Annotated in this window: 18 protein-coding genes; 11 read left to right on the forward strand and 7 right to left on the reverse strand. The window is 72.0% G+C overall.

The window, feature by feature from the left end; genetic code table 11:
- The first annotated feature begins 57 nt into the window (after positions 1–57).
- The 5 genes from ftsZ to ligA all read left to right on the forward strand — a co-directional run bounded on the left by ftsZ (position 58) and on the right by ligA (position 7,719).
- Positions 58–1,662 (forward strand): cell division protein FtsZ, encoded by a 1,605-nt coding sequence (gene ftsZ, locus CR165_RS06085; protein ID WP_109516087.1) that lies wholly within the window; start codon positions 58–60, stop codon positions 1,660–1,662.
- Positions 1,663–1,908: 246 nt separating this feature from the next.
- Positions 1,909–2,847, forward strand: a complete 939-nt coding sequence (gene lpxC / locus CR165_RS06090) for a UDP-3-O-acyl-N-acetylglucosamine deacetylase (RefSeq protein WP_245906170.1) — start codon at positions 1,909–1,911, stop codon at positions 2,845–2,847.
- A 55-nt stretch (positions 2,848–2,902) separates the two neighbouring features.
- Positions 2,903–3,748 carry an outer membrane protein assembly factor BamD gene (locus CR165_RS06095; protein WP_109516088.1) on the forward strand — a complete coding sequence of 282 codons (846 nt, stop codon included), beginning with the start codon at positions 2,903–2,905 and terminating at the stop codon, positions 3,746–3,748.
- 37 nt (positions 3,749–3,785) lie between these two features.
- Positions 3,786–5,456 (forward strand): DNA repair protein RecN, encoded by a 1,671-nt coding sequence (gene recN, locus CR165_RS06100; protein WP_109516089.1) that lies wholly within the window; start codon positions 3,786–3,788, stop codon positions 5,454–5,456.
- A gap of 91 nt (positions 5,457–5,547) precedes the next feature.
- Complete coding sequence (ligA, locus tag CR165_RS06105) at positions 5,548–7,719, forward strand: NAD-dependent DNA ligase LigA (protein ID WP_109516090.1); 2,172 nt, start codon at positions 5,548–5,550, stop codon at positions 7,717–7,719.
- 67 nt (positions 7,720–7,786) lie between these two features.
- Here ligA and CR165_RS06110 read toward each other — a convergent pair whose 3' ends face one another.
- Together CR165_RS06110 and CR165_RS06115 are read right to left on the reverse strand one after the other, a co-directional pair.
- On the reverse strand, positions 7,787–8,662 hold the full coding sequence (locus CR165_RS06110; RefSeq protein WP_146201836.1) for a lipase family protein: 876 nt from the start codon (positions 8,660–8,662) through the stop codon (positions 7,787–7,789).
- The gene (locus CR165_RS06115) at positions 8,632–10,425 is read right to left on the reverse strand and encodes an aminopeptidase P family protein (protein ID WP_109516092.1); all 1,794 of its coding nucleotides are present in this window, start codon (positions 10,423–10,425) and stop codon (positions 8,632–8,634) included. Before CR165_RS06115 ends, CR165_RS06110 begins: the two co-directional genes overlap by 31 nt.
- Before the next feature lie 179 nt (positions 10,426–10,604).
- On the opposite strand from CR165_RS06115, the gene CR165_RS25355 reads away from it, so the two are divergent.
- Entirely contained in the window at positions 10,605–10,940 is a 336-nt protein-coding gene (locus CR165_RS25355) for a DUF1127 domain-containing protein (protein WP_219929698.1), read from the forward strand.
- 150 nt (positions 10,941–11,090) lie between these two features.
- Here the strand turns inward: CR165_RS25355 and CR165_RS06125 are convergent, their stop codons facing one another.
- The 3 genes from CR165_RS06125 to CR165_RS06135 are packed head-to-tail and all read right to left on the reverse strand — an operon-like array spanning position 11,091 to position 14,778.
- Positions 11,091–11,978 carry a 50S ribosomal protein L11 methyltransferase gene (locus CR165_RS06125; RefSeq protein WP_109516093.1) on the reverse strand — a complete coding sequence of 296 codons (888 nt, stop codon included), beginning with the start codon at positions 11,976–11,978 and terminating at the stop codon, positions 11,091–11,093.
- A complete protein-coding gene (locus CR165_RS06130; RefSeq protein WP_109516094.1) occupies positions 11,978–14,209 on the reverse strand; it encodes an ATP-dependent helicase in 2,232 nt (743 codons plus the stop codon). The genes CR165_RS06125 and CR165_RS06130 overlap by 1 nt, the downstream gene beginning before the upstream one ends.
- Positions 14,206–14,778, reverse strand: coding sequence for a pentapeptide repeat-containing protein (locus CR165_RS06135; RefSeq protein ID WP_181378018.1), 573 nt, complete (start codon positions 14,776–14,778; stop codon positions 14,206–14,208). The genes CR165_RS06130 and CR165_RS06135 overlap by 4 nt, the downstream gene beginning before the upstream one ends.
- Here CR165_RS06135 and CR165_RS06140 point away from each other — a divergent pair.
- Positions 14,756–15,718 (forward strand): hypothetical protein, encoded by a 963-nt coding sequence (locus CR165_RS06140; RefSeq protein ID WP_245906171.1) that lies wholly within the window; start codon positions 14,756–14,758, stop codon positions 15,716–15,718. The two genes, CR165_RS06135 and CR165_RS06140, sit on opposite strands and share 23 nt — an antisense overlap.
- A gap of 27 nt (positions 15,719–15,745) precedes the next feature.
- On the opposite strand, the gene metF is transcribed toward CR165_RS06140, so the two are convergent.
- Complete coding sequence (gene metF, locus CR165_RS06145; protein WP_109516095.1) at positions 15,746–16,747, reverse strand: methylenetetrahydrofolate reductase; 1,002 nt, start codon at positions 16,745–16,747, stop codon at positions 15,746–15,748.
- Positions 16,748–16,921: 174 nt separating this feature from the next.
- Here metF and CR165_RS06150 point away from each other — a divergent pair, with 174 nt between their 5' ends.
- Positions 16,922–17,722 (forward strand): MlaA family lipoprotein, encoded by an 801-nt coding sequence (locus tag CR165_RS06150; protein ID WP_109516096.1) that lies wholly within the window; start codon positions 16,922–16,924, stop codon positions 17,720–17,722.
- 32 nt (positions 17,723–17,754) lie between these two features.
- Positions 17,755–18,387, forward strand: a complete 633-nt coding sequence (locus CR165_RS06155; RefSeq protein WP_245906172.1) for an MlaC/ttg2D family ABC transporter substrate-binding protein — start codon at positions 17,755–17,757, stop codon at positions 18,385–18,387.
- A gap of 79 nt (positions 18,388–18,466) precedes the next feature.
- Here the strand turns inward: CR165_RS06155 and CR165_RS24905 are convergent, their stop codons facing one another.
- A complete protein-coding gene (locus CR165_RS24905; protein WP_181378019.1) occupies positions 18,467–19,408 on the reverse strand; it encodes a hypothetical protein in 942 nt (313 codons plus the stop codon).
- Between the two features lie 328 nt (positions 19,409–19,736).
- Here CR165_RS24905 and CR165_RS06165 point away from each other — a divergent pair, with 328 nt between their 5' ends.
- Together CR165_RS06165 and CR165_RS06170 are read left to right on the forward strand one after the other, a co-directional pair.
- Complete coding sequence (locus tag CR165_RS06165) at positions 19,737–20,741, forward strand: ABC transporter ATP-binding protein (RefSeq protein WP_109516099.1); 1,005 nt, start codon at positions 19,737–19,739, stop codon at positions 20,739–20,741.
- 17 nt (positions 20,742–20,758) lie between these two features.
- Positions 20,759–22,042, forward strand: coding sequence for an ABC transporter substrate-binding protein (locus tag CR165_RS06170; RefSeq protein ID WP_109516100.1), 1,284 nt, complete (start codon positions 20,759–20,761; stop codon positions 22,040–22,042).
- Positions 22,043–22,153: the final 111 nt, after the last annotated feature.

Genomic DNA, 22,153 nt, shown 5'->3' on the forward strand with positions numbered 1-22,153 from the left:
GCAATCTGCCACCCGACCGCCACGCCCAACGCCCGCTACCCGAGGAGACACGCTGCAATGACGCTGAACCTGACGATCCCGCGCCAGCAGCACACTGATTTCAGCCCGCGCATCACCGTCGTCGGTGTCGGCGGCGCGGGCTGCAACGCGGTGAACAACATGATCGCCATGGGCCTCGACGGGGTCGAGTTCCTGGTGGCCAACACCGATGCCCAGGCGCTGGTGCACAGCCGCGCGGAACGCCGCGTGCAGCTCGGCCCGCACCTGACGCAGGGCCTCGGCGCCGGCGCCAAGCCCGAGATCGGCCGCGCCGCCGCCGAGGAGGCGACGGAGGAGCTGGCCCGCCACCTCGAGGGCATGCACATGGTCTTCATCACCGCCGGCATGGGCGGTGGCACGGGCACGGGCGCGGCGCCGGTCATCGCGCGCATGGCGCGCGAGCGCGGCATCCTGACGGTCGGCGTCGTCACCCGCCCGTTCGACTTCGAGGGGCCGAAGCGGCGGCGGGCGGCCGAGGCGGGGCTCGAGGATCTGCAGTCCTATGTCGATACGCTGATCGTCATTCCGAACCAGAATCTCTTCCGCAAGGCGAATGAGCGCACCACCTTCGCCGAAGCCTTCAAGATGGCGGACGACGTGCTGCACATGGGCGTGCGCGGCGTCACCGACCTGATGGTCAATCCGGGCCTGGTCAACCTCGACTTCGCCGACATCCGCACCGTCATGGCCGAGATGGGCAAGGCGATGATGGGCACGGGCGAGGCCGAGGGCGAGGACCGCGCGGTGAAGGCGGCCGAGGCCGCGATCAACAACCCGCTGCTCGAGGACACCTCGATGCTCGGCGCCAAGGGTGTGCTGATCAACATCACCGGCGGCTACGACATGACGCTGTTCGAGGTCGACGAGGCCGCGAACCGCATCCGCCGCGAGGTGGATGAGGAAGCGAACATCATCTTCGGCTCCTCGGTCGACGAGGACATGAACGGCCGGCTGCGCGTCTCGGTTGTCGCCACCGGCATCGACGCCATCCAGGAGCACAGCGCGGAGCGGCCGAAGCTGGTCGCCGTCGGCGGCGCGGCACCGACGCAGGCGGTGGCCACCGCGCCGGTCCCCCCCGCCATTCCGCGCGGCGTGCCGGGCGCGCCGGCGATGCAGCGCCCGGTGATGCCGCAGCCCGCCTCGCCGGTGCGCGTGGGCCCGGCCGGCCCTGCCGGCGCGCCGCGCCGCCCGGCCGGCATGGCGCCCGCCATGGTCACCGGCGCCGCCACGGCGCAGCAACTGGCGCCCGCCCCGCAGCCGGTGGCCTACGAGGCCGCGCCGGAGGCGCCCTCGCCCGAGGACATGCCGGCCCCGCTGGCGCAGCACCCGGATGCCGCGGCGCGCCAGGCCGCGGCGCCGCGCCCGATGGCGCCGCCGCCGGTCTCTGCGCCCCCGGCCAGCGGCGGCGGCTTCAACCTGTTCCGCCGCGCCACCGGCCTGATGCGCCGCAACCTCTCGGCCGAGGGCGACGCCGCGCCGGCCCCCGCTCCGCGCCCCGTGGCCGCGGCCCCGGCGCAGCCTGCCGCGTCGCGCCCGGCTGCGGCACCCGCCCCGCAGCCGGCGCCGCAGGGCGAGGAGATGGGCCTCGACATCCCGACCTTCCTGCGCCGCCAGAACAACTGAACGCCGGACGAGCCCGGTAACGAACCAGCCCCGCAACGCAGGTTGCGGGGCTTTTTGCTTCGCACCAACCGTTTCAGATCAGAGGCTTACCTGCCTAAGCTAACCTGAAATAAACGGAAACAAGCGTTGACTCGCGATGCCCCGCCGCAAATGCCATGTAACGGTCAGGCGGAACGGCCGCAGGGCCGCCTCCCGCCGATCCAGGAATGGCCAGGGGCAATGATGGACGGTTTCCTCGCAGTGGGCATGGAACGACGCAGGACGCTGAAGGCGCCCATCGGGTGCGTCGGCATCGGCCTGCACTCGGGCCGCCGCGCCGCGCTGACCCTGCGCCCCGCGCCCATCGGCACCGGCATCGTCTTCCGCCGCACCGATCTCGGCCTCGACATCCCCGCGCGCTACGACCTGGTGTTCGACACCCGCCTGTGCACGGCCATTGCCCTGCCCGGCCAGCCGCAGGCGCGACTCGGCACCATCGAGCACGTGATGGCCGCGCTGGCGGCCAGCGGCATCGACGACGTGGTGGTCGAGGTGGATGGCCCCGAGGTGCCGATCCTCGACGGCTCCGCCTCTCCCTTCCTGTTCCTCATCGACTGCGCCGGCATCGCCACCAGCGCCATGCCGCGCAGCACGATCGAGGTGCTGAAGACGGTGCGCGTGCAGGATGGCGAAGGCCCGGGCGCCCCGTGGGTGGCGCTGCACCCCACCGCCACGCCGGGCTTCGAGGCATCGCTGGAGATCGACTTCCCCTCCACTGCGATTGGCCACCAGAGCCTTTCCCTGCGCGTGACGGAAGCCTCCTTCCGCGGCGTGCTGGCCGATGCCCGCACCTTCACCATGGCCGAGGACGTGGCGCGGCTGCGCGCCATGGGTCTGGCGCAGGGCGGCAGCCTGGCCAATGCCGTGGTGGTCGACGGCCCGCTGGTGCTGAACCCGGGCGGGCTGCGCCACGCTGATGAATGCGTGCGCCACAAGCTGCTCGACGTGGTGGGCGACCTCGCCCTGGCCGGCGCGCCGCTCTCGGCCCGCTTCAGCGGCAGCCGCTCCGGCCACGCGCTGAACAACCGGCTGCTGCGCGCCCTGTTCGCCGATGCCAGCGCTTGGCGCTGGAAGGACGCGCCGCTGCTGCCCGCCACCGAGCCCGCAGCCACGCGCGTTCCGGAAGCCGAGCCGGTCGCCGCCTGATCCGGCCAGAGGGCCCCTTCGTCTTGGCGGGGGCGCATGATATAGAGCGGACGCCATGCGCACCCGTCTGAACCGGACTCTCCGCCTCTCCCTGATCCTGGCCGCCCCGCTGCTGGCGGGCGCCTGCTCCCAGTGGGATGGCAAAGACACCTCCCTGCGCCCTCGTGCCCCGCTGGCCGAGCAGACGCCGGAGTCCCTGTATGCCGCCGGCATCGAATCGCTGCGCCAGGAACGATACGTCCAGGCCATCGAATATTTCGATACGGTGGAGCGGGAGCATCCCTACTCGACCTGGGCCACCAGCGCGAAGCTGATGTCGGCCTATTCCGACTACATGCGAAACCGCTACACCGAGGCGATCGGCGCGCTGGACCGCTTCATCCAGCTCCACCCCGCGCACCGCGACATCGCCTATGCCTACTATCTGCGCGCGCTCTCCTACTATGAGCAGATCGTCGATGCCGAGCGCGACCAGCGTGGCACCGAGATCGCCATGGCGCGGCTCCAGGAAGTGATCAACCGCTTCCCCGAAAGCTCCTATGCCCGCGATGCGCGGCTGAAGATGGACCTCGCCCGCGACCATCTCGCCGGGCGGGAGATGAACATCGGCCGCTTCTACCAGTCCCGGGGGCTGTATTCCGCCGCCATCGGCCGCTTCCGGCGCGTGGTGGAGGAGTTCCAGACCACCAACCACACGCCCGAGGCGCTGCACCGCCTGACCGAGATCTATCTCGCCCTCGGCCTCACCGAGGAGGCGCGGCGGACCGCCAGCGTGCTCGGCCACAACTACCCCGGCAACCCGTGGTACCAGGATTCCTACGCCCTGCTGGTGGATGGCGCGCAACCGGCGGCGCAGGACCGGCCGGGCATCCTCCGCCGCGCCTGGAACTCGGTGTTCTGAGCCGGCGGGCCGGGAACGCCGCGGCCAAGGCCCCGCCATGCTGAACTCGCTCGCCATCCGCGACGTGGTGCTGATCGACCGGCTGGACCTGTCGCTCGGCGCCGGCCTCACCGTGCTGACCGGCGAGACCGGTGCCGGCAAGTCCATCCTGCTGGACAGCCTGGGCCTGGCGCTCGGCCAGCGCGCCGAGGCCGGCATGGTGCGCGGCGGGCAGGCCCAGGCCTCGGTCGCCGCCTGCTTCCACCTCCCCCCCGACCACCCCGCGAATGCCCTGCTGGTGGAGCAGGGAATCGAGGTGGAGGAGGATCTGGTGCTGCGCCGCGTGGTGCAGGCCGATGGCCGCTCCCGCGCCTTCGTCAACGACCAGCCGGTGGGTGTGGCGCTGCTGCGCCGGCTCGGCGCGCTGCTCGTCGAGGTGCAGGGCCAGCACGACCAGGTCGGCCTCGCCGACCCCGCCACCCACGCCGCCCTGCTCGACGCCTTCGGCGGGCTGGAGCCGGACCGCGCCGGCGTGGGCGAGGCCTACCGCGCCTGGCGGCAGGCCGAGCGTGCCCTGCGCGAGGCGCAGGAGGCCATCGCCCAGGCGCAGCGCGACGAGGAGTGGCTGCGCCACGCGGTGGAGGAGCTCTCCCTGCTCGGGCCGGCCGAGGGCGAGGAGGATGCCCTGGCCAATGAGCGCCAAGCCATGCAGCAGGGCGAGCGCCGGGCCGAGGCCGTGGCCGCCGCCCTCTCCGAATTGCAGCCGCGCGACCGCCGCGGCAGCGCCGGCCCGGCCGCCGCGCTGCGCAACGCCGCCCGCGCGCTGGAGCGCCTGCCGCCGCCGAACGAGGAGGCCTCACCCATCCTCGCCGCGCTGGGCCAGGCGCAGGATTCGCTGGCCGAGGCGGAGAGCCTGCTGGAGCGCCTCGGCGCCGATCTCGGCCCCGACCCGCGCCGGCTGGAGCAGGTGGAGGAGCGGCTCTTCGCGCTGCGCGCCGCCGCCCGCAAGCACATGGTGGCGGTGGTGGAGCTGCCGCAGCTGTTGCAGGACCTCGCAGCCCGCCTCTCGGCGCTGGATGCCGGGGCCGAGCGCGCCGCCGCGCTGGAGCAGGCCGCCGCCGCGGCGCGTGCCGGCTATGTCCGCCGCGCCGGGGCGCTGTCCGCCGCCCGCGCCAAGGCCGCCCGCGAACTGGAGAAGGCGGTGGCGCAGGAGCTGGCGCCGCTGAAGCTGGACCGCGCCCGGCTGCATATCGAGATCGCGCCCCGCGAGGAGCGCGCCTGGGCGGCCGACGGGCAGGACCGCGTCACCTTCCTCGTCACCACCAATCCCGGCCAGAAGCCCGGGCAGCTCGACAAGATTGCCTCGGGTGGCGAGCTGTCCCGCCTGATGCTGGCGCTGAAGGTGGTGCTGGCGCGCGGCTCGCCTGTGCCGACCCTGGTGTTCGACGAGGTGGACAGCGGCATCGGCGGCGCCACGGCGGCGGCGGTGGGCGAGCGCCTGGCCCGCGTGGCCGAGCGCCTGCAGGTGCTGGTGGTGACGCACAGCCCGCAGGTGGCGGCGCGCGGCACGCAGCACTGGCGCGTCTCCAAGGGCGTGCGGGCCGACCGTGCCGAGACCCGGGTGGAGCCGCTCGACGCGCAGGCGCGCCGCGAGGAGCTGGCCCGCATGCTGGCCGGCGAGACCATCACCGAAGCCGCCCGCGCCGCCGCCGACAGCCTGCTGCGCTGACGCCGACTGGCAGAAAAAAGATGGGGGCCCGGGGGAATTCCTTCCCCCGGCCTTTTTGTTTTTCTCTCCCCGCCGCGTTAACGGACATGCCATGACCGCGCCGCTCCGCCCGATTCCCGTCGACGACCTGACCGAGGCCCAGGCGGCCGAGGAACTCGCCGCCCTGGCCGAGGCGATCGAGACCGCCGACATCGCCTATCACCAGAACGACGCGCCGGTGATGACCGACGCGGAGTACGACGCGCTGCGCCGCCGCAACGCCGCCATCGAGCGCCGCTTCCCCGCCCTGAAGCGGGCCGACAGCCCGAGCGAGGCGTCCCCCGGCGCGGCGCCGGCGGCGGGCTTCGCCAAGTCCCGCCACGGCACGCCGATGTTGAGCCTGGACAACGCCTTCTCCCCCGAGGATTTCGCCGAGTTCGCGAAAAGCATCCGGCGTTTCCTGAAGCTGCCGCCGGAGGAGACGCTGCGCTTCGTGGCCGAGCCGAAGATCGACGGGCTCTCGGTCAACCTGCTCTACGAGAACGGCGTCTTCGTCCGCGGCGCCACGCGCGGCGACGGCACGGTGGGCGAGGACATCACCCGCAACCTGGAGACGCTGGACGAGCTGCCGCGCCGCCTGCCCGCCCCCTTCCCGGACTCGATCGAGATCCGCGGCGAGGTGTTCATGACCAAGGCCGACTTCCTGGCCTTCCATGCCGAGCAGACGCGGCTGCACGAGGAGCGCGAGCAGCGGCGCGAGCGCGGCGAGAAGGTGGGCGAGGCGGTCCGCATCCCGGTCAACCCGCGCAACGCGGCGGCGGGCAGCCTGCGCCAGCTCAACCCCGAGGTCACGGCGCGACGGCCGCTGAAGCTCTTCGCCTATGCCCAGGGGGAATCCAGCAGCCCGGTGGCCGAAACCCATGCCGGCTACCTGAAGCAGCTCGAGGCCTGGGGGTTCCGGGTGAACCCCCTCTCCCGCACCCTGCCGGACGAAACCGCCGCCAAGGCCTTCCAGGCGGAGATGACGGCGGAGCGCGCCGGCCTCGCCTATGACATCGACGGCGTGGTCTACAAGCTGGACCGGCTGGACTGGCAGGGGCGGCTCGGCTTCGTCGGCCGCGCGCCGCGCTGGGCCATCGCCTGGAAGTTCCCGGCGGAGCGGGCCGAGACGGTGCTGCTCGAGATCCAGATCCAGGTCGGCCGCACGGGGGCGCTGACGCCGCGCGCGGTGATGCAGCCGGTCAATGTCGGCGGCGTCATGGTGCAGCACGCCACGCTGCACAACGAGGACGAGATCGCCCGCAAGGATGTGCGGGTGGGCGACACTGTCATCCTCCAGCGCGCCGGCGACGTGATCCCGCAGATCGTCGGCGTGGTGGCGGAGAAGCGGCCGCCAGAGGTGGAGGCCGCCGGGCCGTGGCGCCCCCTGACCCATTGCCCCGCCTGCGGCAGCCACGCCGTGCGGCCGGAGGGCGAGGTGGTGCGGCGCTGCACCGGCGGGCTGGTCTGCCCGGCCCAGACGGTGGAGCGGCTGAAGCATTTCGTCAGCCGCAACGCCATGGATATCGAGGGGCTGGGCGAGGAGAACATCCTCAGGCTGCACGAGGAGGGGCTGGTGAAGAGCCCCGCCGACCTGTTCCGCCTGGCCCCGCACGCCGAGCGGATGCGCGGCTGGGAGGGCTGGGGCCGCTCCGCCAAGGGCGCGGCCGGCACGAAGAAGGTGGCCAACCTGCTCGCCGCCATCGAATCCCGGCGCAACGCGCCGCTGGAGCGGTTCATCTTCGCCCTCGGCATACGCCGCATCGGCGAGCAGAACGCCAAGCTGCTGGCGCGGCACTACCAGAGCTTCGCCGCCTGGCGGGAGAAGATGGTGGCGGCCACCACCCTGGGCTCCGAGGCGCGGGAGGAGCTGGGTTCGATCCAGGGCATCGGCCCGGCCATCGCCACCGAGCTGGCCGAGTTCTTCGCCGAGCGCCACAACCGCGATGCGCTGGACGACCTCGCCCGCGAGGTGGCACCCGCCGATGCGGAGGATTTCTCCACCAACGACAGCCCCTTCGCGGGGAAGGTCATCGTCTTTACCGGGACGCTGGAAAAGACCTCGCGCGACGAGGCGGAGGCGGTGGCCGAGCGGCTCGGCGCCAAGGTGACCAAGAGCGTCTCGAAGAAGACCGATTTCGTCGTGGTGGGGGCGGAAGCCGGGTCGAAGGCCAAGAAGGCGGCCGAGCTGGGGCTGCGGACGCTCACCGAGGCCGAGTGGCGGGAACTCGCCGGGCTGGGATAAGCACAGGGGAGGCGCCGCCTCCCCTGACCCCTCCGCCGGGGAGACAGTGTCTCCCCGGACCCCGCCCTCAGTGGCGCAGGCTGAGGGCGCGCTCGCTCATGCGGGCCGCCAGCAGCTCCGCCAGCCCCTCGTGCAGCACGCCCAGCGGGTCGCGGCCCAGGCCCTGCGAGACGGAGGCACGGTGGCCGCCGCGGATGACCCGGTGGCGGGCACCGGGCAGCAGCGCCGAGGCCACGGAGACGAAGCCGTCATTCGGGCCGGCGCCGCGCCGCATCATGAAGCGGACCATCGGCAGGTAGCGGCGGTCCGGCCCCACCGCATCCCGCTCCAGGTAGCTGCCGACGCAGAGCACCGGCAGGCTGGCGGTGATCTCGGCCACCCGCGCGGCATGGGCCGCCATCCAGGCGGCGCGGCCCTCGGTGGAGAGGTCCGGCAGGCCGGCGCCGCCGCCCATGCGCAGCGCCCGCACCAGCGCCGCCAGGCCGCGGTGCAGGCGGGGTCGGGCCAGCAGCGCATCGGCCACCGGCGAGCCGTGGAAGGGCGCGTGCAGCGCCAGCAGCCCGGCGCAGCGCGCCGCCACGGCAGGCTCCAGCAGCGCCGCCAGCGCCTCCAGCCCGCCCTTGCTGTGCGCCACCAGCAGGCAGGGCTCCGGCTCGGCCAGGATGGCCTCGGCCAGCCGCGCGGCATTGGGCGCGATGGGCGCGGTGGTGGGCAGCTTCACCACGCGGGCGCGGGCGCCCTGCGCCAGCAGCCAGCGCAGCTGCGTGCCCATGTAGTCCATGCCGAGCGGCGCCAGCCGCGCCGCCCCCTCCCCCATCAGGCCATAGACCAGCAGCACGCGCTGCCCCGCCAGGAGGGGCAGCATCGGCTCGGCAAAGGGCGCGGCGGGGATGGGGCGGCGCAGCCGGGCGGTCAGAGCGGCGCGCAGGCCCACTGCAGCCATTCCGCCACATCGGCTTCCACCGCGCCGCCGATCTCGGCCAGCACGCGGCCATGGTAGGCATCCACCCAGGCATGCTCGGCCGGGGTGAGCAGCGCGCAATCGATCAGACGGCGCTCATAAGGCACCAGGGTCAGGGTCTCGAACTCCAGGAAGGGCCGCGTCTGGCCGGGGCGGGCCTCGGCCGCGCGGGTCAGCAGCAGGTTCTCGATGCGGATACCATAGGCGCCCGGCTGGTAGAAACCCGGCTCGTCGGACAGGATCATGCCCGGCCGCAGCGGCACCGTCCGCGCCGCCCGGCTGATGCTGACCGGCCCCTCATGCACCGAGAGGAAGCTGCCGATGCCATGGCCGGTGCCATGGTCGAAATCCAGCCCCGCCTGCCAGAGCGGCGCACGCGCCACCGCGTCGATATGCGGCCCGGCCACGCCCTGCGGGAAGCGCAGCGTGGCCAGGGCGATGTGGCCGCGCAGCACGCGGGTGTAGCGCTCCACGAGGTCGGCCGGGGGGATGGGGCCGCCCTCGCGCGCCCCGGTCCAGAGGGTGCGGGTGATGTCGGTGGTGCCGTCCGTGTACTGGCCGCCGCTGTCGATCAGGTAGCACTCGCCGGAGTGGATCGGGCGGTCGCTCTCCGGCGTGGCGCGGTAGTGGACGATGGCGCCATGCTCGCCCGCCCCCGAGATGGCGGGGAAGCTCTCGGCGCGGAACAGCGGCTGTTCCCGCCGGAAGGCCAGGAGGCGCCCGGCGGCGCTCATTTCCGTCTCGCCGCCCTGGGGCGCGTGGCGGGCGAACCAGGCGAGGAAGCGCGCCATCGCCGCGGCGTCGCGCTTGTGGGCGGCGCGGGCGCCCTCCTGCTCCACCGGGTTCTTGCAGGCGCGCGGCATACGGCAGGGGTCCTCGCCCGGGCGCAGCGTGGCGCCGGCCTCGCGCAGCGTGGCGGCGAACCAGACGGGCGTGGCGTCGGGGTCGATCCGCACCGCCTTGCCGCCGAGTCCGGCCAGCGCCTCGGCCAGCGCCGCCGGCGGATGCGCCGCCACCGCGTTGCCCAGATGCACCCGCACCGCCTCGGAGAGCTTGGCCGGCTCCATGAACAGCTCCACCCGCGCATCGGCGTGCAGCAGGGCGAAGCCCAGGGCCAGGGGCGTGTGCTCCAGGTCGCCGCCGCGCAGGTTCAGCAGCCAGGCCAGGGAATGCGGGTCGGCCAGCACCGCGGCATCCTCGCCGGCGGCGCGCAGGGTGGCGGCGGCCTCGGCGCGCTTCTCGGCCGAATCGCGGCCGGCATAGGCAAGCGGGTGCGGCACGGCGGGCGCGGCGGGCGGCGCCGGGCGGTCCCGCCACACGGCATCCACCGGATTGGCCGCCAGCGGCACCAGCACGGCGCCCGAGGGGGCCAGCCTGTCCAGCATCGATTGCGGGTGCAGCCAGGGGTCGTAGCCGATGCGCAGGCCGGCGGCGTGCTCGGCCAGCCAATCCTGCGGCGGCTGCTCAGTGAGGTGGCGCTGCTCCCACAGGGTGGTGTCGGCCTGCTGCCGCGCCTGGGTGGTGTAGCGGCCATCGACGAAGAGCGCGGCGCGCTCCGCCAGCACGATGGCCATGCCGGCGCTGCCGGTGAAGCCGGTGACCCAGGCCAGCCGCTCGCCGCTGGGGGGCACGTATTCGCCCAGATATTCGTCGCTGCGGGGGATCAGCAGGCCATCCACCCCGCTGCGGGCAAGCTCGGCGCGGAGGGCGGCGAGGCGTTCGGCGTGTGTCACTTCGGTTAGCATCCCGTTAAGAACATATTTCCACAGGTATCAATGCGTCCTGCGCATGGCTCAGCTTCGCTTGTCGCGCTCGTCTTCGCGCCTGCACAAGATTACATCCTGCTCATCGCACCAGGGGCGGGCGGTCGACGGCAAGAGCCAGTCCTGCGGACCACCCCGGCGCGCAACTGGAACGCTAGACAATGGAACCCCGCATCACCAAGCCGGAGTTTGACTCCGCCATCCCCGCCGCCGCCTTCAACATGGACGAGGCGCGCTCCGTCGCCCTCGCGGCGATGCGTGCGCGGGATGAGGCGATCGGCCTTTGGATCCGCAAGGCGCTGACCAGGGCCTACCGCGCCGTGGTGGAATATCCGCAGCGCCGCCGCGTGCAGAACGAGCTGTCCCTGATGACCGACCGCGAACTGTCCGACATCGGGCTGAGCCGTGGCGAGATCAGCCGCGTGTTCGACGGCGACTTCGAGGCCCAGGCCAGCCGCGCCGCCAACGCGCCGGCCAACAGCCGCAGCGCTGCCTGAAAAAATCCGCACGCGGCACAGCAACTCCGGCCTCGGGCCGGAGTTGTTGCACCAGAGACTAAGGGAACGGCGCTTCCTCCCCCCCTCCCCCCGGTGCCGCTCCCGACCAGAACCGCCCCGCATCCCCCCAGATGCGGGGCGGTTCCATTTTCAGCGCTTGCGCAGCACCAGGGCCGACCAGGCGCCCTGGTCGATGCGCCGCTCCAGCACCATGCCGGCGCGGCGGTGCGCGGCCAGCACCATCCGCACCTGCGTGCCCAGCAGCCCGGCCAGGATGGCGGTGCCGCCCGGCGCCAGATGGTCCGACAGGCTCTTGGCCATGGCGCAGAGCGGCCGTGCCAGGATGTTGGCGAAGACCAGGTCGTAGGTGCCGGCGCGCACGCCGCGGTGGCGCCAGCCATCGGCCAGCCTGGCCTCCAGCAGGTTGCGCAGCCCGTTCATCCGCGCGTTCTCGGCGGCGATGCGCACGCTCCAGGGCTCGATATCGGTGGCCAGCACCTTGCGGTGCAACCGCTTGGCCGCGGCCATGGCCAGGATGCCCGAGCCGGTGCCAAGGTCGAGGATGCGGCGCGGCCGGCGGTGCGCCATGCCCTCGAAGCCAATCAGGCAGCCGCGCGTCGAGCCATGCTCGCCGGAGCCGAAGGCGAGGCCGGCATCCAGCCGCAGCACGGTGCGGCCATAGGTGACGGGGTTGGGCATGTGGCTGGGCCGGATCAGCACGCGGGCGCCGATCTCCTGCTCGGGGAAGGCCTGCACGGTGCGGGCCAGCCAGCCCTCCGCCTCCACCGGCGCGCGCTTCAGCTCGGGCATCTCGATGCCGGAAAGCGCCGAGGCCAGCACCAGGGCGGGCAGCAGCTCCTCGTCGCCCACGCCGGTCTCGCGCACCGCCTCCAGGCCCCAGGTGTCGGTCGGGTCGTCTTTGAAGTAGCCCACGGTGGGGCAGACGGTCTGCAGCGCCGCCTCGAAATGCGGCACCGCCTCTTCCGGCAGGCCGTCGATGGTCAGGGTTTCCAGGGTCTGGGGATGGCGGCGGTTCATCAGGCCTTTTCCACGAAGCTGTCGAGCACGCGCTTCCGCCCCGCCTTGTCGAATTCGACGTCCAGCTTGTTGTCGTCGGTGCTCACGACACGCCCATAGCCGAATTTCTGGTGAAAAACCCGCGTGCCGGGCGGGATGGCGGCATTCTTCGCCGGCCGCTCCGAGACCTCCCAGGCGCCGGCCTCGATGATGCGTGGCTTGCGCGCCACCAGCGGGAACTGGCCGGAGAACACCGAGGGCGCCGCCATCATGCGGCTGCGCTCGGCCCGCGCGCCGCCCTCCTGCTCGATATGCTCGGGCGGCAGCTCCTCCAGGAAGCGGCTGGGGATGGCGCTGCTCCAGTTGGCATAGAGCCGGCGGTTGGCGGCATGGCTGATGATGCAGCGTTTCCGCGCCCGGGTGATGCCGACATAGGCGAGGCGCCGCTCCTCCTCGAGCCCCTTGTCGCCGCTCTCGTCCAGCGAGCGCTGGTGCGGGAACAGCCCCTCCTCCCAGCCGGGGAGGAACACCGTGTCGAACTCCAGCCCCTTGGCGGCGTGCAGCGTCATCAGGCTGACCCGCTCGGCCTCGGGGGCCTGGTCGCTCTCCATCACCAGCGACACGTGCTCGAGGAAGCCGGCGAGCGTCTCGAACTCGCCGAGCGCCCGGATCAGCTCCTTCAGGTTCTCGAGCCGCCCGGGCGCCTCGGGCGACTTGTCCTGCTTCCACATCTCCGTGTAGCCGGATTCCTCCAGCAGGGTGGCGGCCACCACCACATGCCCCTCCCGCCCCAGCCCCTCGCGCCAGCGGGCGAAGCCTTCCAGCAGCTCGCGCAGCGCCTGGCGCGGCTTCGGGCGCAGCGCGCCCATCGCCGTCATCCGGTCCGCCGCCACCAGCAGCGGCACCCCCTCGGCGCGGGCGAGCTGGTGCATGGCGCGCAGCGCCGTGTCGCCCAGCCCACGCTTGGGGGTGTTGACGATACGCTCGAAGGCGAGGTCGTCCGCCGGCTGCTGCAGCACGCGCAGATAGGCCATGGCGTCGCGGATCTCGGCCCGCTCGTAGAATTTCAGCCCGCCCACCACGCGGTAGGGGATGCCGAGCGTGATCAGCCGCTCCTCGAAGGCGCGGGTCTGCGAGCCGGTGCGGACCAGGATGGCGATCTCGGCGAGGTTGTGCCCCTCCCGCCGCGCGGCCTCGATGCGGCCGCCCACCATGCGGGCCTCCTCCTCCGAATCCCACAGCGAGACGACGCGCACCTTCTCGCCCCGCGAATCCTCCCGCCCCGGCCGCAGCGTCTTGCCCAGGCGGCCGCTGTTGCGGGCGATCAGCCCGGCGGCGGCGCCCAGGATGGGAGTGGTGGAGCGGTAGTTGGATTCGAGGCGCACGATGGTGGCGCCCGGGAAATCCTTCTCGAAGCGGAGGATGTTCTCGATCTCGGCGCCGCGCCAGGAATAGATCGACTGGTCGTCATCGCCCACGCAGCAGATGTTGCGCTGCGAAGGGTCCTCCCGCTGGGCCAGCAGGCGCAGCCAGAGATACTGCACCAGGTTGGTGTCCTGGTACTCGTCCACCAGGATGTAGCGGAAGCGGCGGTGGTAGTCGGCCAGCACGTCCGGGTGGGTGCGCAGGATCTCCACCACATGCAGCATCAGGTCGCCGAAATCGGTGGCGTTCACCTGGCGCAGCCGTTCCTGGTAGGCGGCGTAGAGGCTGCGGGCGCGGTTGTTGGCGAAGTCCGAATCCTCGGCCGGGGTGATGCGGGCCGGGGTGCAGCCGCGGTCCTTCCAGCGCTGGATGACGGCCATCAGCCCCTGCGGCGGCCAGCGCTTCTGGTCCACCCCAGCGGCGTCCATCACCTGCTTCAGCAGGCGCATCTGGTCGTCCGTGTCGAGGATGGTGAAGTTGCTGTCGAGCCCCACCAGCTCGGCATGGCGGCGCAGCATGCGGGCGCAGAGGGCGTGGAAGGTGCCGAGCCACAGCCCCTCCGCCGGCTGGCCGAGGATGGCGGAGACGCGCTCGCGCATCTCGCGCGCCGCCTTGTTGGTGAAGGTGACGGCCAGCACCTGGCTGGGGAAGGCCCGCCGCGTCATCAGGATATGGGCGAAGCGGGTGGTCAGCACCCGCGTCTTGCCGGTGCCGGCGCCGGCCAACACCAGGAGCGGCCCGTCCACCGTCTCCACGGCGGCGCGCTGCTCGGGGTTCAGCCGGGCCAGGTAGTCGGCGGCGGCGGCGGAGGCGGGCATCGTCGTCATTGGCAGAACCCCACGGAGCCGGCGGCGCAGCGCCGGGCGCCATCGACCCAGAGCGCGCCGTCCAGCGTGGCGGTGCCCAGGTCAGCGCCCGACAGCTCCGCCCCGGTCAGGTCGGCATCGGTCAGGTCGGCGCGGAAGAAGCGGGCGCCGCGCAGGTCGGCCCGCACGAAGCGGGCGCCGGCCAGCCGGGCGCGGGTGAACTCGGCGCCGCGCAGCACGGCGCCGGAGAAGTCGGCTCCTGTGGCATCGGCCGAGGTGAAGCGGGCGGAGGGCGCATCCGCCTTGACCAGCTTCGCCTGCCCCAGACGGGCCCGGGCGAAGCTGGCGTCGCGCAGCACGGCGCCGGTCAGGTCCACGCCGTGCAGGTCCTGCCCGTCCTGCAGGCAGCGTCGCCAGTCCACCCCGGGCGCGGGGGCGTCCGTGCAGGCCGCCGCGGCCGGGGCGGCGCCCAGCAGCAGGAGCAGGGGAAGGGCGAGGAGGGGCAGGATTGGCGAGGGCACAGGCTGGATATAGAACGGGTCACGAACGCGGCCAACCTCCGGCCGCTTGCCGGGAGGAGTTACCGCCATTCTCAGCCTGCCGATCCGCGCCCTGGAATGGTCCGCCCGGCAGGGTGGCGTGCTGCTGGCGGTGAGCATCTTCGCCGGCCTGTTCATCCCGCCGCTCGCCGCCGCCCTGCGCGAGGCGGTGACGCCGATCGTGGCGCTGCTGATGACGCTGGTGCTGCTGCGGGTCGATCCGGTGCAGGTGCTGGCCTATCTGCGGCGGCCGCTGCTGGTGGCGGCGCTGCTGGCCTGGCTGCTGCTGGGCTGCCCGCTGCTGGCCTTCGCCGTGACCCAGGCGGTGGGGCTGGACGGGCCGATGGGCGCGGGGCTGGTCATCGTCGCCACCGGCTGCGCCGCCACCTCCTCCCCCGCCTTCGCCCGGCTGGTGGGGCTGGATGGGGAGGTGGCGCTGGTGGCCTCGCTGCTCTCCACCCTGCTGGTGCCCTTCACCGCGCCGCCGCTGGCGCTGGGGCTGCTGGGCATCGACCTCTCCATCACCGTGGCCGGGCTGATGGCGCGGCTGGCGCTGGTGGTGGGGCTGCCGCTGGTGGTCTCGCTGGCCATCCGGCAGATGGCCGGCCCGGCGCGCCTCGCCCGCTGGGGCGGCGCGGTGGATGGCGCGGTGGTGCTGCTGGTGGTGCTCTACGGCTTCGGCGTGATGGATGGGGTGCTGGCGCTGCTGCTGGCCGAGCCGGGGCTGGTGCTGGGCGGCGTGGCCCTGGCCTTCGCCGGCTGCCTCGGCCTGAACCTGGCCACGGCGCTGGTCTTCCGCCCCGCGGGGCGGCGCCTCTCGCTCTCCGCCGGGCTGCTCTCGGGCAACCGCAACATGGCGCTCTACCTGGCGGTGATGCCGGCGAGCACGGAGCCGCGCATCCTGCTGTTCTTCGTGCTCTGCCAGTTCCCGCTCTTCCTCAGCCCCTTCCTGCTGAAGCCGGTCTATGCCCGGCTGGCGCGGCGGGGCTGAAGGCCCCCCACGGGAGGGGGCCTCCGCTCAGAGCGCCGCCGCCACCTTTGGCCGGGCGCCCAGGATATGGGCGATGGCATAGGTCAGGTCGGCGCGGTTGAGGGTGTAGAAGTGGAACTCGTCCACGCCATTGGCCTGCAGCAGCCGCACCTGCTCGGCGGCCAGGGCGGCGGCCACCATGCGGCGGGTGTCCGGGTCGTCGTCCAGCCCCTCGAACAGCTTGCCCATCCAGCCCGGCACGCTGGCGCCGCACATGGCGGAGAATTTGCGCACCTGGTTGAAGTTGGAGACCGGCAGGATGCCCGGCACGATCGGCACGGTGATACCGGCGGCGAGACAGCGGTCGAGGAAGCGCAGGAACACCTCGGTATCGAAGAAATACTGGGTGATGGCGCGGGTGGCGCCGGCGTCGATCTTGCGCTTGAGGTTGTCCAGGTCGTGCTGGGCGGAGCTGGCGGTGGGGTGGGTCTCCGGATAGGCGGCCACCGAGATCTCGAAGTCGCCGACCTTGCGCAGCCCGGCCACCAGATCGGCGGCGTAGGCGTAGCCATCGGGGTGGGGCACGTAGCCCGCCTCGCCGGCCGGGGCGTCGCCGCGCAGCGCCACGATATGGCGCACGCCATCGGCCCAGTAGCGGCGGGCGACGTCGTCCACCTCGCCGCGGCTGGCGCCGACGCAGGTCAGGTGCGCGGCCGGCGTCAGGCTGGTCTCCCGCACCAGGCGGGCGACGGTGGCGTGGGTGCGCTCCTGCGTGGTGCCGCCGGCGCCGTAGGTGACGGAGACGAAGCGCGGCGCCAGCGGCTCCAGCCGCCGCACGCAGGTCCAGAGCTGCTGCTCAAGCGCCTCGGTGCGGGGCGGGAAGAACTCGAAGGAGAGCGCGGGCGGGGGCAGCTCGGTCGGCACGGGCAGGCCGGCCACGCGCGGGCCGGTCAACCAGCGCTGCAGGGTGCCCGGGGCACCCGTCTGGGAGGAGCCAAGCTGGGCGCCCTGCGGCGCTTCGGGGGCGGCGTGGTCGGCGAAGTGGTTCATGCCTCCCCCATACTGCACCGGGCGATGGAAATGAATGCGGTACACGCACGGGGTTGTTTAAGCCAGCTTGGCCTTTAGATGTTCCTGGCATTCATCCCAGCATGTATGTTGCCGGCCAACCGCTCCCCCCTCTGCTCCCCCCAGCCTTCCCGACCCCCAGGAAACGCCCCGCCCATGCACCCCTACCGCCGCCCGCTTCTTCTGCTGCTCGGCATGCTGGCCCTCTCGGCCTGCGCCACGCGTCCCCCAGCGAACGAGCCCGAAGCCCTGGCGGAGTACGAGCAGACCAACGACCCGCTCGAGCCCTTCAACCGCACCATGTACACGGTGCATAACGGGATCGACACGGTGCTGCTGCGCCCGGCGGCGGAGGTCTACCGCTTCGTGCTGCCGCAGCCGGTCCGCACCGGCGTGGGCAACGTGCTGGCCAACCTGCGCAGCCCCGTCATCCTGCTGAACGATGGCCTGCAGGGCGAGACGCAGCGCTTCGGCACCACCCTCGGCCGGTTCCTGCTGAACACCACCCTGGGCGTCGGCGGCATCTTCGACGTGGCGAAGAATTTCGGCCTGCCCGGACACACCGAGGATTTCGGCCAGACCCTGGCGGTCTGGGGCCTGGGCGAAGGCCCGTTCCTGTTCATTCCGGTGCTGGGCCCGAGCAACCCGCGTGACCTGACGGGGTTTGGATTGGATATCGTCTCCAACCCGGTGACCTGGGTGGTCGCCAATGGCGACAACACGATAGAGAACATCGGCTATGGCATCACCGGCCTGACCGTGCTCGACACCCGCGAAAGGCTGATCGAGACGATTGATTCGGTGAAGGAAACCAGCCTCGACCCGTATGCCACGTTCCGCAGCGCCTATCGCCAGCGCCGCCAGTCGGAGATCCGCAACAGCGGTGCCAATCCGTCTTCCGGCAATGCCTGGGGCACGGGGCTCGGGACTGCGGGCAACCCGCCCGGCCGCAACTGAGCGGGCTTGAACACAAGATGAGACAGAACAGGATGCACCGCCGTTCCCTGCTGGCCGCCGCATGGGCTGCCCCCTTCTCCATGGTCGCGCTCGGAAGCTCCCCGGCGCGGGCGGAGATGGACATCAACCGCGCCGCCAACTTCATCGAGGCCACTGGCCAGGAGCTGGTGGGCGCCCTCAACTCCCGCGCGCCCGTGGCCGAGCGCCGGCAACGTGTGGCCGCGATCCTGCGCCGCGCCGTGGATGTGGAGGGGGTGGGCCGCTTCATCCTCGGCCGCTGGTGGCGCACCGCCTCCCCGGCGGAGCAGCAGGAATACATGAAGCTGTTCGAGGAGACGCTGATCCGCAATCTCTCCGCCCGCTTCGGCGAGTATGAGGGCGTGCGCTTCAGCCTGGGCCGTAGCCAGCAGCGCACCGAGGACGACGCGCTGGTGAACACCGTCATCGAGCGCCCCAACACCGCCCCGTTCAGCCTCGATTGGCGGGTGGGCGAGGTGGGCGGCCAGCCGCGCGTGGTGGACGTGATCGCGGAAGGCACCTCCCTGCGGCTCACCCAGCGCAGCGAGTACTCCGCCGTGATCAGCCGCAATGGCGGCCAGGTTTCCGCCCTGCTGGATGCCATGCGGCGCCAGGTGGCGGCGCTGGCGGCGCGCGAGAACCCCTGAGGACCTTCCGGCGGCCATCCGCCAGGGCGGCGCTGCCCCCTGGTGGATGGCCGCCGCTTCCGGGCGTTGTTCCGCCCGTTCAGCGCCGCTCGACCATGGCGTAGAGCCGCCGCCCCTCGACGCCTCCGCCGATGCCCTGGAATACCCGAGGCCGCCGCGCCTCCGCCGGCGGCACAGCGGCCAGCAGGGCCTCCATCTCCTCCAGGCTGCGCCAGCAGGGCCGCAGACCCAGGAACACCTCCATCCAGGCTGCCTCCGGCGGGGCGGGGCCGGCGCTGCCCAGAAGCAGCAGGCCGCCCGGCTTGAGCGCCGCAAAGGCGGAATCCACCAGCTCCTTCGGCCAGCTGCCGGTGCCGCAGCCCGGCAGGTCCGGCAGCAGGATCAGGTCGAAGCAGCCGCGCAGATAAGGCTTCCGGACGAAGGAGGAGAGGTTGCAGCGCAGGCTGCGCAGCGGCAGCCCGGGCGGCAGCCCCCTGCGCAGCGTGGCGATGACGCCGCGGTCCGTCTCCTGCGCCACCCAGCGCCCGAGCTTGCCGGGCTGGGCCAGCATGGCGGCCTCCCGCAGGTGCCCTGCCCCCAGGCTCAGCACCTCGGCCCCCGGGCGGCGCTCCAGCACCGCCTCGATCACCCGCGCGAGGAAGGCGGGCTGCCCCTGCAAGGCGCTGAAATAGCCGAGCGCGGCGGTTGCCTCGAACAGGTCGCGCCCGGCGCGCGAGGCCTGGCTGAGCCGGTCCCGCACCGTCTCATGCCGCAGCAGCAGGTCCTGCAGCAGCGGCAGCAGGCCGGGGCGGCCCGCCAGATCCTGTGCCGCGCGGATGAGAGGGTCCTCCAGCATCAGCCGGTGCAGCGGGTGGACCAGCATCTCGGCGCAGGCCATCTGCCAGACCGCCGGCTCCAGGCTGCGCTTCAGATCATCGCACAGCCGCACCAGCCGGCTCAGCGCCGCGGGGCTCCAGCCCGGCTCCCAGGCCATGTCCACCAGATCGTCGAGAACCGGCTTCAGTCCTACGACGTCTGACAAGCCTATGTTCAGGTTAAAGCCCGGGGGCCTCGCGTCCGCCATCGCTTGCTCTCCTGCCGCCATTCGACATGGTCTCCCGGCAGCGCGCATCATCAAGATGGTGGATGAATGTAAGGTCTGTTTGGACTTGTGAACAACTTGAGCAGGCTACGGGCAGGGCGGCCCTATCTGCCCAAAATCAAGGCATAGCACCTCTCGTTTTCGTGTGCTTCCGGCCCTTACGGTCCCTGTTTCCGCGGGGGCGACGCCTGCCCGCGCAGCGGTCCAGCTCCTGGCGCATCCCTTGCATACCCTCCGCGCCGACACGAACCGGAATGGGATCGGGCGATTGCGACCGGATGTGGAACTGATCGGCGTCACCAAGCGGTACGGCCATGGCCCGGCGGCGGTGGACGGGATTTCGCTCTCGATCCCGGCCGCCAGCTATTGCTGCCTGCTCGGCCCCTCGGGCTGCGGCAAGACCAGCACGCTGCGCATGATCGCCGGGCATGAGACGGTGAGCGAAGGCGACATCCTGCTCTCCGGCCGCAATGTGACGCTGCTGCCGCCGGCGGCGCGCGGCACGGCCATGATGTTCCAGTCCTATGCCCTGTTCCCGCACCTGACGGCGCTGGAGAACATCGCCTTCGGGCTGCGCATGCGTGGCGTGGGCAAGGCAGAGCGGCTGGCCCAGGCGGCCGGGTTCCTGAAGCTGGTGCAGCTGGAGAAGATGGCGGACCGGCTGCCGGCGCAGCTCTCGGGCGGCCAGCAGCAGCGCGTGGCGCTGGCCCGCGCGCTGATCACCCGCCCCAAGGTGCTGCTGCTGGACGAGCCGCTCTCCGCCCTCGACCCCTTCCTGCGCACCCAGATGCGCGAGGAGCTGAAGCGGCTGCAGCGCGAGCTCGGCATCACCTTCATCCATGTCACCCATGGGCAGGAGGAGGCGATGGCCCTCTCCGACATCGCCGTGGTGATGGACCATGGGCGGATCGCCCAGGCGGCGCATCCGCGCGAGATCTTCGAGAAGCCGGCCAGCGCCTTCGTCGCCCGCTTCATCGGCGGCCACAATGTGCTGGACCTGCCGGGCGGCCGCTTCGCCGTGCGCACGGACCGCACCCGGCTGACGCCGGTGCCGGAAGGCGGCGCCAGTGACGGCGCCAGCCTGGCCGGCCAGGTGACCACCGTCGAGTACCAGGGCGCCGCGGTGCGCGTGGTGGTGCGGGCCGGGGACGGCCAGACCGCCGAGGCGCTGCTGCCGGATGGCCTGTTCCACGCCGCGCCCGTGGCCCCGGGCGAGGCCGCCACGCTGGGCTGGGCGGCGCAGGACGCCCACCCCCTCAGCCAGACCGCCTGACCAGGAGAGCGTACAAGATGACCGAGCAGAAGAAGACTCAGCCCTCCCTCACCCGCCGCGGCGCGCTGGCGCTGGCTGGCGCGGCCCTGGGCAGCGGCGCCGTCACCGGCTTCCCCACGCTGTGGGCGCAGAACATCCGCAACGTGACGCTGCGGCAGATCGGCACCGGCGTCTCGGGCCTCAACCCGATCGCCGAGCAGGTGAAGAAGGACCTCGGCTTCACCCTGCAGCTGACGGTGACCGACACCGACGCCGTGGCGCAGCGCGCCGCCACCCAGGCGCGCAGCTTCGACATCGCGGACATCGAATATTTCAGCATCAAGAAGGTGTACCCGACCGGCGCGCTGCAGCCGATCGACACCAAGCGCATCAAGCTGGCCGACAAGATCGTGCCGATCTTCACCACCGGCCGCCTGACGCCGGAGAGCGCGCCGGGCCAGGGCACCTCGCCCTTCTCGGTGGGCTTCGTCGAAAGCAAGGATGCGAAGACCTTCGCCGGCAAGCGCACCGATCTGATGACGCTGATGCCGACCGTGTACAACGCCGACACGCTGGGCATCCGCCCCGACCTGGTGGGCCGCCCCATCACCCACTGGAAGGACCTGCTGGACCCCGCCTTCAAGGGCAAGGCGAGCATCCTGAACATCCCCGGCATCGGCATCATGGACGCTGCGATGGTGGCGGAGAGCGCCGGCATCGTGAAATACGGCGACAAGGGCAACATGACCCGCGCCGAGATCGACAAGACCATCGCCTTCCTGATCGAGGCCAAGCGCGCCGGCCAGTTCCGCGCCTTCTGGAAGAGCTTCGACGAGAGCGTGAACCTGATGGCCTCGGGCGAGGTCGTCATCCAGTCCATGTGGTCGCCGGCCGTCACCGCCGTGCGCTCGCGCGGCATCCCCTGCGTCTACCAGCCGCTGGCCGAGGGCTACCGCGCCTGGGGCTCGGGCCTCGGCCTGATGCGCCACCTCTCCGGCCTCGAGCTGGACGCGGCCTATGAGTACATGAACTGGTATCTCTCCGGCTGGTGCGGCGCCTTCCTCAACCGCCAGGGCTACTACTCGGCGGTGCTGGAGACGGCGAAGGCCAACATGAGCGAGAATGAGTGGGGCTACTGGATGGAGGGCAAGCCCGCCACCGCCGACATCGTCGCCCCCGATGGCAAGGTGATGGAGAAGGCCGGCGCGGTGCGCGATGGCGGCTCCTTCACGGACCGCATGGGCAAGGTCGTCTGCTGGAACTCGGTGATGAACGAGGACCGCTACATGATCCAGAAGTGGAACGAGTTCATCGCGGCCTGATTTTGTTTGCGTGTGCGATTCACGCTTCCGGCGTTGCCGCCTGCAGCGATCGCACACGATGGCGGGGTCCGGGGTGACACGGTCACCCCGGCGGGGGTCCAGGGGGCGGCG

It is taken from the genome of Teichococcus aestuarii (genome assembly GCF_003116135.1).
Taxonomy (GTDB): domain Bacteria; phylum Pseudomonadota; class Alphaproteobacteria; order Acetobacterales; family Acetobacteraceae; genus Pseudoroseomonas; species Pseudoroseomonas aestuarii.